Genomic DNA, 12,169 nt, shown 5'->3' on the forward strand with positions numbered 1-12,169 from the left:
TGCCTCACCCCGAACCAAGGAGACCTGTGGCTGCGACCGAACGAGCGATCGAGCTGGCCGTGGCGGCCGCTCGTGCCGCCTCCGACATCAAGGCCGAGGAGATCATCGCTCTCGACGTCAGTGAGCAGCTCGTCCTCACCGATGTCTTCCTCATCGCCTCCGGCACCAACGAGCGGCAGGTCGGCGCCATCGTCGACGCCGTCGAGGAGGCGCTGTTCAAGCTCGGCGCCAAGCCGATCCGCCGCGAGGGCAAGGCCGCGGGCCGCTGGGTCCTCGTGGACTTCGGCGACGTGGTCGTGCACGTCCAGCACGCGGAGGACCGGGTGTACTACGCCCTCGAGCGGCTGTGGAAGGACTGCCCTCTGATCGAGCTCCCCGCTGACGCGCGGGGGACCGACGAGGGCGCCGACGCGTGACGGCGGGGCGTCTGCTCCTCGTCCGGCACGGCCGGACCGCGTACAACTCCGAGGCGCGCCTGCAGGGCCAGGTGGACATCCCGCTGGACGCCGTCGGCCGCTGGCAGGCACGCACCGCGGCCGCCCGGCTGCTGACCCGGCACGAGCCGACCGCGATCGTCGTGTCCGACCTCAGCCGCGCCCACGAGACGGCCAGCTTCCTGGCCCGTGCCGCCGGTCTCGACCTTGCGGTCGACGCCCGGCTGCGCGAGCGGGCGTTCGGCCTCTGGGAGGGCCTCACCGGCGACGATCTGCGCCGGGACTGGGCCGACGAGTTCGCCGTCTGGCGGGCCGGCGGACAGCCCGAGGGCGTCGGCGCGGAGACCCGTGCCGAGGTCGCCGAACGCGTGCGCGAGGGGATCCTCGAGCACGCCGCCGCGCTCGGTCCGGACGACACCCTGGTCGTCGTCTCGCACGGCTCCGCCATCAGCTGCGCCGTCGGGGACCTGCTCGGCATGCCCACCGACTGGCACGGCTTCGCGGGCATGCTCAACGCCCACTGGACCGAGCTCGTGGCCACCCGGGGCGACTTCTCGCCGTCGTGGCGGATGGTCGGGTACAACCTCGGGCCCACCGACGCGTCGACGGACTGGAACGCCGGACCCGACACCACGCGCGACTCCGACGCCGATACCGAGACCCGGGACCCCGATTAGCGTTTCGGCCCGCGTTCGATCTAGACTCTCCGAGCGCCTACGGGCGTAAGTGGTTCCCCTCGGGGGACCGCGGGGCTGTGGCGCAGCTGGTAGCGCACCTGCATGGCATGCAGGGGGTCAGGGGTTCGAATCCCCTCAGCTCCACCGAAAGTGCTGGTCAGAGGCCGTTTCTCCACTCGGGGAGGCGGCCTTTCGGCTTGCGGTGGACACAAGCTGGACACTCAAGGTCGCGGCCTGGGGGGTGTGTCCTTGCTGGTCAGAGGCGCAGAGCCTGAGACTTGACTTCCATGCCGTGCATGGAAGCCGGATCCCGAGGGTCCGAAGGTCGCGGCTCCGTCGTGATCAGCAACGGATGTCGGCACATCTGGGAGTTCGTCGCCTGCCTCGCCACTGTGCTCGGAACCACCGAGTACCACCTGCGTCGCATGTGCTCGTCGCTGGCCGGGGACGCCGCTGTCGGAGTACGTGCGCTGCAGGCGTATGTACGGTCGCTGCGACGGGGTCGTCCACACCGCCACGGTCGAGTTCTGGCTGCCGGTCGAGGGTGACGACGACCAGCGGTGTCGGTCGGTAGTCGGCCACTTTAGGCCGGCGGCAGTCCCGGCTGTCCCGGCTGCTCGGGGCCGATGCGGTATGGCCGCATCATCTCGTTGTCCTCGTGCTCGACGATGTGGCAGTGCCAGACGAACTGGCCGCCGCGGTCGAACCGCATGCGGATCCGGGTCACCTCCCCGGGGTAGGCGATGACCGTGTCCTTCCAGCCGTTCTCGCCGGGCTCGGGAGGTCGGGCCCCGCCTGCGGGGGCGATGTAGTGCGTCGCCTCGTCGATCGCCACCGGCTCCCGGTTCTCGACCTGGAAGACGACCTCGTGGACGTGGATCGGGTGGGCGTCCGCGGTTGAGTTGAAGATCTCCCAAGTCTCCGCCGCGCCCACGGCCGGGTTCTCGGTGATCGGGTCGCTCCACATGTACGTGGACCAGGTGCCTGTTGCGTCCACGGTGCCCAGCAGCGCAGCGATGGGTGGGGGGTCGTCCGCGAGCTCGGGAGCCGTGGACATCTCCTCGACCAGTGCGAGTCGCCGGACCGCCGTCGTCGGGAGCGGGTCGATCGCGGGGAGCACCAGGAAGGCCGCAGGCGTGGTGGGGTCCGGGCTCGTCGCAGGGACCACGACGAGCTGGAGCACCTGACCGGTGGACGCCGGGTTGGCGACATCGAAGTCGGCGTCGGGCTGCCCTCCACCGAAGGGCTCGTCCGGTCCGAGGTTCCTGATGATGTGCGAGCCGACCGGCACGTGCGTGAGGTCGAGGATCACGTCAGCGCGCTCGGCCGGGCCGAGGAGCAGTCGGCCACCGTGCTCGGCGGTGAGGTTCACCGGCGCGGCGAGGAAGCCACCCTCGGTTCCGATCTGCCACGCCTCGGCACCGGGGAGGCCGAGGTCGAGGATGAGGAATCGCGCGTTGCAGCCGTTGAGCAGACGGAACCGGTATCGGCGCTGCTCGACGGTGTGCGTCGGCCAGGTGTGGCCGTTGACCATGATCGTGTTGCCGAAGAACTCGGGGTTCCAGATCGGCGAGACGTCACCCTCGGGCACGTACGGGCCCACGGTGCCGTCGAAGTACTCGCGGGAGTCTGGATAGAAGAGCGACCCGTCCGAGAGGAACGACCGGTCCTGGATCGCGAGCGGAATCTCGCGGTACTGCTTGCTGCTGGGGAACCCGTCCGCCTCCTGAGGAGCAGGCCCAGGTAGCACCGCGGGCAACTTTGCCCGCGAGTCGATGACAGCGTCGTCTCCGTTTGGCCCGCCCCGCAGCAGGTAGAAGCCTGCGGGTCCGGCGTAGACGTTCGCGCGCGTCATCCCCAGGGTGTGGTCGTGGTACCAGAGCGTGGAGGCGCGCTGGTCGTCGGGGTAGTGGAAGGTCGCTCCGCCCGTGGGCCAGGCCAGGCCGTGCGCCTTCTCGGCCTTCGATCGGAAGAATGCGTACCAGGTCCCGTCGTGCGCGTGACCGGCTGGGAGGTCCACCGCGTCGGGCAGGTACCAGGCCTCCGGGTAGCCGTCGCTCTCGTCGCCGACGCCGACGGCGCCGTGGACGTGCGTCACGACCGGCACCGGACCTCGGTAGGGCTCCGGCGTCGCGGCGAACACGGGCCGGCTGTCGCGGTCGGTGGTGCCGCCGGGTGGGTTCGCCCAGTGCAGCGTCGGGTCGATGGGCAGGAGGTGCGGCAGGAAGCGGCCGTCGGCGTCGACGAGCTCGTTGCGCCAGGTGACGCGGACCGGCCGCTGCCACTTGGCCTCAATCGTCGCGCTGGGTGCGTGGAAGAGGAGGGCAGCCTTGCCCTTGCGGGCCGACGTCGGTCCGTAGGCCCACAGCGTGGTCGGTGGGAGCGGCGCAGGGAGCACCTGCTGGCTGATCTGCCGGACTGCGATGTCGTACAGGTCGGCATTCTTGCCTCCGCGCAGCGTCGTGCGGCCCGTGGTCGGCATGACCGGCGGGACGAGGAGAGGGGCCACCCACTTCGGCACCGACAATGGGTCGAGGAAACCGGCGGCTACCTCGCCGGCCGCAGCCTCGAGCACCCAGGGCCTGCCGTCGAGGACCCCGACGAAGTAGAGGCCGAAGGCGGCGCCGGCAGTCTTGAGGACGGTCCGTCGTGTGATGCCGGCTGCTGTCGGCGACGTGGTGGTGTCACTCATTCCGACTCCTCGTTGAGCGCGTTGCTTGGACGCTATGCCCGGCGTCCGGAGGCCCGTCTAGGGCCTTTTGTCCTGATATGACCACCTGCTACGAGCATCACCGGCCGGGAGCCGCTTTCGGAGCACCAGCCACGCCCTCGACCTTTGGGTGCCCGCAGCACATGCGTTCCGCGACACTCAACCGGGTCTGCTGCACAGGGCACCCCTGGCCACGGGTGGTGGACCGGTTCGCTGAGCTCATGTTCTCGTGAGGCGCCGGGAGGTCAGCGACTCGGCGTGCCTGTGGGCCTTCCGCAGGACTCCGATCGTCAGCAGGGCGAGCGGTGCGTTGACCAACCCTGGTGCCCCGACCCACAGGGACTGGGTGGACGCGGCGTACGCACCCCAGATCACCGCGTTGAGGAGCAGCAGGACTTGCGAGGTCACGGACACCCCGCGGAGGCGGTCCGGGTCGCCCCGGCTGCGCCAGACCATCAAGGCCTGGGGCCACCAGAGCACCAGCGAGACCGCCGAGCCAGCGAGTCCGGCGATCTCGGCGAACGCGATCACGGTGGGCCCCCGCGTGGCCCCGATCCCCAGCGCGCTGTGCAGCACAGGGCAGCTTCGACCGCTGCGGCAAGGGGCTCATGGACCCGGCCCGAGGCGGGCGCGGAGGCCCTCGGTACCGTCCTCGTCGATGACGCCATGGGATCCCCCAACGCTTTCCTCGCTCCACGGTCGCGGAGCGGCGCGTCCGGTCGCATCGGGAGAATCACGCACTTCTGCCGAAGGGGGCATGGGTCATCTATCGGACTCGGAAGGCGCGGTTCGGGCTAGTCGCCTGAGTTGGTGGAGTCGATCACCGGTTCTGAGATCTGACCGGACGGCACGTGTCAGGCGAGCCCGTTCTCGAACGCGAACGCGGCGGCCGCTGTCCGGGAGGCAACGCCCAGCTTCGTGTAGATGTTCGACAGGTGCCTCGCCACCGTCTTCTCGCTCAGCACGAGCGCGGCGGCGATCTCCGAGTTGCTGCGGCCGCTCGCCACCAGCCGGAGCACCTCCACCTCGCGCTCGGTCAGTCCCGCCGGCCGACTCGGTTGCACGAGCCGAAGCACATCGCGCTCCGCCGGAGCCGCCCCGAGACCCTGAAACATGCGTCGTGCCTGGCCGAGCTCGGCGACGGCCGAGTCGTCGTCGCCCAGATTCCGCAGTGCACGTCCGAGGAGCACCTGGCAGCGTGCGACGTCATACGGCGCGTCGAGGGACCGCCACAGCGCCACGGCATTGCGCGCCTCCAGTGCGGCCGCTCCAGGCTCTCCCGTGCTGAGCAGGCAGCTCGCTCGCGCCTGGTGGGCGGCTGCTGACAGTGCCGTGCACCTGAACGCATCGGCGATCGCTGCCAGCTCGTCGGCGATGGCCCGCGCCTCCTCGACTTCGCCGGTCGCGAGCAGCACCTCGACCGAGCCGGCGAGCAGCTGGGAGCGGTGGACCGGGTCCCGCGGCTCGGCCAGCAGGCGGTGGACGGCGTTGGTTGCCGCCGCGGTGCGGCCCCGCGCGAGCCACAGCAGCGCCAGCCCGGGCTGGGGTTCGTAGCCGAAGCCGGTCGCTCGTTCGTAGTCCGTCTCGGCGGCGTCGAGGTCACCGCAGATGCGATGGAGGTTGCCGGCCTCGGCCAAGGCCAGTCCTGCGGCCGCCGGCGTCTCGGAATCGAGGTACCTCGCTACAGCGCGGTCGAGTTCCTCTAGCGCCGCGCGGAAAGCGCCGCGGATCCCCATGATCTGCCCGCGGTGGATCGCGCACTGCCCGGTGAAGGGGACCAGGCCGGGCTGATCCTCGATCCACCCGGTGAGTGCGCGGGTCCACTCGGCGGCGCGCCCGTAGTCGGAGACCTCCTGGCACGCCTCGATGAGCGAGCAGTACACGTGCCCCGCGATGATGGGGGAGACCTCGCCCATCGAGATGCCGATCATCGCCTCGTCCAGCAGTGACATGCCCTCCGGCACGCGGCCCGCGTACATCAGCATCCGGCCTTGTGCGTTGAGCCCTTGGGCGAGCAGGTCGGCGTTGCTGAACCTCCGCCCGTACTCGGTGATCTCCACGGCTAGCTTCGACGCCAGCTCGAACTCGCCCGCGTAGATGTGGCGCATCATCACGGGCAACAGGACGTAGCCCCGCTCCACGACGTCGCCGGGAACCTGCTCCAGCAGCCGCTGGCAGCGCCCGACCCAGCCGGCCCCGACGGCGGACTCGCCGTTCTCCAGGAGAACCATGGACAGCCAGAATCCGATCCGGACAGCCTGCACGGTCTCCCCGGCGTCGATATGCGCCTTATGGGCCCGTTGCAGGGCCTGGACGCAGTCGTTCTGCCGGCCCAGAAGGTAGGCCGCAGTCGCCAGCCGTCCGAAGTCCTGGGCGTCGAGGGCGGAGTCGTCGGCGTCCGAGAGGGCGTCGTACGCCGCCACCCACTCGCGGCGCTCGTAGGCCTCCCGTGCTCGTTCCAGATCGTCGACCAGTCCCACGGCGCACCACCCTCAATTGATGCTAGGACGTGCGCGTACGACCCGTCATGCGGCCATGACCGCGTCGATCCTGGCCGCGATCCGGCGCGCGACGTACTCTGCGTCGCGCCCGACGCCCACCAGCACCATGGAGCTGAAGGCGTACTGGAACGCGAGGCCGCAGAAGTACATCCCGGGCGCCTTCTCGACGACGCCGCGGTACTCCTGCGGCCATCCGTCGGGACCGAAGACCGGAACCCTGATCCAGTCGAAGACCTGCTGGAAGCCCGTGCACCAGATCACCGTCGAGGCGGGGATCACCCGGCCATCGTCCAGCACGGGTCGCCCGCCCTCGACGCCCGCGACCCGCAGGGTGATTCGTCCGACGCCCCGCCGCGCGAGGTCCTCTCGCTTGACCCGGGTCATGGGGCCGCCGTGGTGCCGGACCTCGTCGAGCGCCTTGCGTCCCACGGGCGTGCGCCGGGTGAGTACGTGCTGCCACACGAAGACGACCGCGGGGAAGCCGATCCGCAGCGGCCTCCGGTCCCACCGGAAGGGGATCTGCCCGCAGTCCCGCCCGACCAGCGTGGTGGGCAGGTGCTCGGCCACCTCATAGGCGATGTCGCACCCCGAGTGCGACGCGCCCACGACGAGCACCGGGCCCGCGGAGATCTGCGACGGACGCTGGTACTGGCACGAGTGCAGCTGCTGGATGGACGGATCAAGATCGGCGGCGAAGGCCGGGACGTACGGCGTCCGCCCGAACGTGCCGGTGGCCACGACCACGTTGTCGCAGGTGATCGTGTCCTCGCTGAGCACCGCGCGGTAGCCACCCTCGGCCCTCGCCTCAAGCCGGTCGACACGGGTGCTCGTCCGCACCGGGAGGTCGTGGTGGATTGCGTACTTCTCGAGGTAATCCGCGACCTCGTCCTTGCCGGGGAACGACCATGGCGCGGCCGGCCAGCTGAGGCCGGGGAGCGCGTCGTACTTCGCCGGGCTGTAGAGCCTCAGCGTGTCCCAGTGTCGGCGCCAAGCGTCCCCGACGCGCTGTTCGCCGTCGACGATCAGGAACGGGCGGCCGAGCCGTTGCAGGTGATAGCCCGTGGCGAGGCCGGACTGGCCGGCACCGATCACCAGGGTCTCGATGTGCTGGGTGATCATGGCGTGCTCCTGTCATTGCTGGACGGCAGCACGTTAGGAGCGCGGGGACCGGGCACGCGTCGGCACGATTGCTCATCTTCTCCGGCCCGGGATGGGAAGAATCACGCACACGCCGACACGCCGCGGAGCCGGTCTGGGGCGCTCCGGCTCTGCCAGACCAGCGGGGCCCGAGGTCATCCCGCGTGGCCACGATCAGCCGATGCCTACCGCGGCTGCACCGGCCGAGAAGGAGGCTGCCGCGACGCAGGCGGCGGCGAGCTGCGGATCCAGTGGCTGTCTGTCCGGCGGTGGCGACGGCGGGTACACCGGGTGTCCCAATGCGTGCACCGGGGCAAGACGTGGACGCCGATCCCGTGTCCCCGACGGAATCGGTGGCCCTTCTGCGCTCCGGGGTCTGCAGCACGTTCAGGTAGCAACGAGTGTCGGGCCGCGGCCGGCGCGATTTCGGGAGACGCGAGAACGTGCGCCCCGGGTCAGGGGTTCGAATCCCCTCAGCTCCACCAATTGTGCTGGTCAGAGGCCGTTTCTCCAGTCGGAGAGGCGGCCTTTTGGTCTGGAATGGACAGAAATTGGACACTTTAGACGGCGGCTTGGCGGGTGCGTCCTTGCTGGTCAGAGGCACGAGCTGCATGACTTGAAGCCCATGCCGTGCAAGGGGTTCAAGTGTCGAGGCTCTGACCGGAGTCGCGCGCCATCGCTCTGACGGGCCGCGGCGCCCTCACATCCGGCCGACACGATGGTCGTGTCTCGCACAGGCTGATGCCCTTGCGGGACGCGTTCCCGGTCACGGCGTCCGGGTGGCGATCCACGGGCCGGTGCCCTCGGATGCGTCGACGATGCCGTCCTCGACCCACCGCAGCCGGCCGGCCATCACGGCGCCGGCCAGCCGGTCGTCGGAGGCGGTGGAGCCGCGGAGGCCCCGGAACAGGGCCTCTACCCGGAGGCGGGACTGGGCGCAGAAGGCGTCGGCGAGATCGATCGCGTCGCGACCGACGGCTCGGTCTTCGTGGCGCATCGCGGTGGCCCGGGTGCACACGGCGGACATGGCGAACAGCTCGGCGCCGATGTCGACGATGTGACCCAGCAGCACCTGCTTGCGGTCGAGGCGGGCCTGGTAGCGGGCCATCGCGTAGAAGGTGTGCCGGGCCAGCGAGCGGGACGACCGCTCGATGAAGCGCACGTGGCGGGCCAGCGCACCGAAGTTGGCGTAGGCGCTGGGCCTGGAGCCCTGCCCAACCAGCAAGGTTGGGAACCAGCGGGCGTAGAAGCGGCTGGCGCCGACGGATGCGCGGGCCTTGGCGCCGAGGGACGCGTCGCGGGACGCGAGGTCGCCCGCGGCGGCCAGGTGGGTATCCACGGCCTCGCGGGCGATCAGCAGGCGCATGATCTCCGACGAGCCTTCGAAGATGCGGTTGATCCGCATGTCCCGAAGCAGCTGCTCGGCGGCGACCGCCCGCTCACCGCGCGCCGCCAGCGAGTCGGCGGTCTCGTACCCGCGCCCGCCGCGGATCTGCACCAGCTCGTCGGCCACGCGGTAGCCCATCTCGCTGGCCCACAGCTTGGCCAGGGCCGCCTCGATGCGCACATCCTTCTGGCCGGCGTCGGCCAGCCGCGCGGACAGATCGCACACCGACTCCAGCGCGAACGTCGTGGCAGCGATAAAGGCCAGCTTGGAACCGACCGCCTCGTGCTCGCCCACCGGCCGGCCCCACTGCACCCGCTCGGCAGACCACTGCCGTGCTATGGACAGCGCCCACTTGCTGCCGCCGGCGCAGATCGCCGGTATCGACAGGCGGCCGGTGTTGAGGGTGGTCAGCGCGATCTTCAAACCCTCGCCCTCGCGTCCCAGCCGGTTGGCCGCCGGCACCCGCACCTGCCGGAACCGGGTGACGCCGTTCTCCATCCCGCGTAGCCCCATGAACCGGTTGCGGTGCTCGACGGTGATCCCCGGGGTGGAGGCTTCGACAACGAATGCACTGATGCCGCCGCGCTCGTTGTCGTGCGGCGGGACGACGGCCATGACCACCAGCAACTCGGCGATCGGACCGTTGGTGGTCCACAGCTTCACGCCGTCCAACAGGTACGCCGTCCCGTCGTCCATCGGGTCGGCGGTGGTGCCGAGGCGGGCGGGGTCCGAGCCGACGTCGGGCTCGGTGAGCAGGAACGCGGAGATCGCGCCCGCGGCGCAGCGCGGCAGGAACGCCTGCTTCTGCTCGGGGCTGCCGAACAGGTGCACGGGTTCGGGCACACCGATCGACTGGTGCGCGGACAGCAGCGCGGCCAGGCTCGGGTGGACCGTGCTGACCAGCATCAAGGACCTGCAGTAGTCGACGAGCGACAGTCCCAGGCCGCCGTACCGCTGCGGGATCTTCATGCCGAACGCGCCGACGCGCCGCAGCGCGTCGATCACCTCATCGGGGACGTGGTCCTCGCGCTCGATCGCCAGGCCGTCGATGGTCCTGCACACCTCGAGCAACGCCTGGCGGAACACCGCCCCGCGCGCCGCGGCGTCCGGGTCGGACGCCGGGTAGGGGTGGATGAGCCCGACGTCGAATGCGCCGAGGTACAGCCCCTTGGCGAAGCTAGGTCGGGTCCACTGCCGCTCCCGGGCCGCCTCGGCGACCTCACGAGCCTTCCGCTCACCGGCGTTGGGGGTCTGGTCCACGGCGACGCTGCTCATGACGAGCCTCCTCAGCGGGACCCGCACCGAACGGGCCAGCCGCTCGATGTCGATGCTACCGACCGGTCGCGCGGGTGCGCTCCCTGCGGACGGGGAACCCACCGGTTCGACGTCGTACGAGCCGCGTGTCGTGTGTGAGCTGCCGTCGCCTTCCTCCTGCCCCCGTTGGGAGGAGCAGGGCACCTCCCGGGGACAGGAGGGCACCTCGGTTGGCGGTCGGCGAGAGGTGAGTGGCCGCGGTGGACGCTTATTGGCGCTGAACGTGCTCGAAATCCCTCGAAGAACCCCGACAAGGGAGTTCGAAAGGAACGCCGATCCCGGCGTTCGGCCAGGTCAGCGCCTCAAACCGCTCTCGGACCTCCTCGCGCGTGTTGGGCGAACTGCCGCACACCTGCTGGCATGGAGACCACCGTGATGTCGGCCACCGAGCTGCGGGGGCCTGGCGGACGACGCCAGGCCTTCCGGGTCCGAAGCCGGCACCGACGGCGCGGCCCGAGCGGTCGGGCCGCTCGACGACGGACTCACGGCACCCTGATCGCGCGATCTCTGCCGTTCGCATCGTGCATCACGAGCTGGTCCGAGCAGCGTCGCTTCGTCTGCTGGGGTTGTTGTCGGTCAGGGCGGGTCCCCTTCCCGGCCGGAGGAGGGGGATGTGGTCTGGTCGTGCCCGCGGGCCAGACGCAGGGAACGGCCGAGCCGGACGTCCTCCTCCTGCTTGGCCTGCCGCTTCACGCTCGCCCGCGTGTCTCGCGGGGGCAGCTGAATGGTCTCTTCGGCCTCGATGCCGGCTTGCAGCTGGCGTCCACGCTCGAGCTCCGCATCGAGTTCGGCCCCGAACAGCAGCGCGAGGTTGGTGATCCACAGCCAGAGCAGGAACACGATGACGCCAGCCAGGGAGCCGTAGGTCTTCTCGTAGCTCCCGAATCCCGACACGTAGAACCCGAAGCCCAGCGTTGCCAGCACCCAGACGACGAGCGCGACCAACGCGCCCACGCTGATCCACCGGAACTTCGGCTGACGAACGTTCGGCCCCCAGTGGTAGAGGAGCGAGATCGCGGTCACGACAAGCAGGGCCACGACGGGCCACTTCGCGACGTCCCACACGGCTACCGCGGTGTCGCTCAACCCCATGGTCGCGCCGACCGCGCGAGCGACTCCGCCGGACAGGACGGCGGCGATGACCACGCCGACGGCGATCACTACCAGGACGAGCGTCACCGCGAGCAGCACGGGACGGAGCTTCCAGACCGGCCGGCCCTCGTCGATCTCGTACACCCGGTTCATGCCTCGGCTGAATGCCGCGACGTACCCCGAGGCCGACCAGAGCGCGAGGACCAACCCGAGCACGAGCGCGAGACCCGCCGTCGGCGCGTCGGTCAGACGCGTGAGGATCGGGTCGAGCGTCTCGACGGCGGTCGCCGGACCGACGTCCGCGACGAGGTCGAGCACACCCTGGATGGCCGCCTCCGGATCGCCGACCAGGCCGAGGACGGAGACGACGGCGAGCAGCGCGGGGGCGATGGCGAGCACGGCGTAGTAGGTGAGCGCCGCCGCGAGGTCCGTGCACTGGTCGTCCACGAACTCGCGCAGAGTCTTGCGCAGCACGTAGAGCCACGAGCGTCTCGTGATGTCGTCGAGGGTGTCGGGCTTGCGCGGATCTTCCGGCGCTGGGGCAGCGGCCTTGTCGGTGCTGGCGGTGCTGCTCTCGTCGTGGGCCCGTGTGCGCATGGCGCCTCTTCTCCGTCGACGCGCGCGGCCTCCGGGGCCGGTGCGTGGGGACGGCGTCTGCTGCACCGCGTCACGTCCATCGTCGGACGGGGCGTAGCGTCACGCATCTCAGGCGCTGTGCACGGTTCCGCCGCGTCGAGCCTCGGCATCGCGTCCGAGCGAGAGACGTCGGGCGAGGCCGGACCTCGACGCAGCTGTCGTCGCCCCATCACCTCACGGTGCGTCGCGCCTGACGGGACCACCGGATGGCGCGCACGCTCTGCGACCGGCAGAGGGCCCGGGCGGCGAGCAGCCAGGTCGCCGCCCGCCTCGGACCGCGC

At 70.4% G+C, this 12,169-nt stretch carries 8 protein-coding genes and 1 tRNA gene; 3 read left to right on the forward strand and 6 right to left on the reverse strand.

Annotated elements, in window-relative coordinates; translation table 11 throughout:
- Positions 1-26 precede the first annotated feature (26 nt).
- From rsfS to J2X26_RS08255, 3 genes are all read left to right on the forward strand, one after another.
- Positions 27-416: a ribosome silencing factor gene (gene rsfS / locus J2X26_RS08245; RefSeq protein ID WP_055913093.1), complete on the forward strand. Its 390-nt coding sequence runs from the start codon at positions 27-29 to the stop codon at positions 414-416.
- Positions 413-1,111: a histidine phosphatase family protein gene (locus J2X26_RS08250; RefSeq protein ID WP_307491346.1), complete on the forward strand. Its 699-nt coding sequence runs from the start codon at positions 413-415 to the stop codon at positions 1,109-1,111. The genes rsfS and J2X26_RS08250 overlap by 4 nt, the downstream gene beginning before the upstream one ends.
- A gap of 71 nt (positions 1,112-1,182) precedes the next feature.
- Positions 1,183-1,255, forward strand: a tRNA-Ala gene (locus J2X26_RS08255).
- Positions 1,256-1,694: 439 nt separating this feature from the next.
- Here the strand turns inward: J2X26_RS08255 and J2X26_RS08260 are convergent.
- From J2X26_RS08260 to J2X26_RS08285, 6 genes are all read right to left on the reverse strand, one after another.
- Entirely contained in the window at positions 1,695-3,803 is a 2,109-nt protein-coding gene (locus tag J2X26_RS08260; RefSeq protein WP_307491347.1) for a multicopper oxidase family protein, read from the reverse strand.
- 237 nt (positions 3,804-4,040) lie between these two features.
- Positions 4,041-4,397: a hypothetical protein gene (locus J2X26_RS08265; RefSeq protein WP_307491348.1), complete on the reverse strand. Its 357-nt coding sequence runs from the start codon at positions 4,395-4,397 to the stop codon at positions 4,041-4,043.
- 278 nt (positions 4,398-4,675) lie between these two features.
- Positions 4,676-6,301, reverse strand: coding sequence for a LuxR family transcriptional regulator (locus J2X26_RS08270; RefSeq protein ID WP_307491349.1), 1,626 nt, complete (start codon positions 6,299-6,301; stop codon positions 4,676-4,678).
- A 45-nt stretch (positions 6,302-6,346) separates the two neighbouring features.
- Positions 6,347-7,441, reverse strand: coding sequence for a flavin-containing monooxygenase (locus J2X26_RS08275; RefSeq protein WP_307491350.1), 1,095 nt, complete (start codon positions 7,439-7,441; stop codon positions 6,347-6,349).
- 784 nt (positions 7,442-8,225) lie between these two features.
- Positions 8,226-10,121 carry an acyl-CoA dehydrogenase family protein gene (locus J2X26_RS08280; protein WP_307491351.1) on the reverse strand — a complete coding sequence of 632 codons (1,896 nt, stop codon included), beginning with the start codon at positions 10,119-10,121 and terminating at the stop codon, positions 8,226-8,228.
- A 615-nt stretch (positions 10,122-10,736) separates the two neighbouring features.
- Positions 10,737-11,849 carry a YihY/virulence factor BrkB family protein gene (locus J2X26_RS08285; protein ID WP_307491352.1) on the reverse strand — a complete coding sequence of 371 codons (1,113 nt, stop codon included), beginning with the start codon at positions 11,847-11,849 and terminating at the stop codon, positions 10,737-10,739.
- Positions 11,850-12,169 lie beyond the last annotated feature (320 nt).

Source organism: Cellulomonas humilata (assembly GCF_030814415.1).
Taxonomy (GTDB): Bacteria; Actinomycetota; Actinomycetes; order Actinomycetales; family Cellulomonadaceae; genus Cellulomonas; species Cellulomonas humilata_A.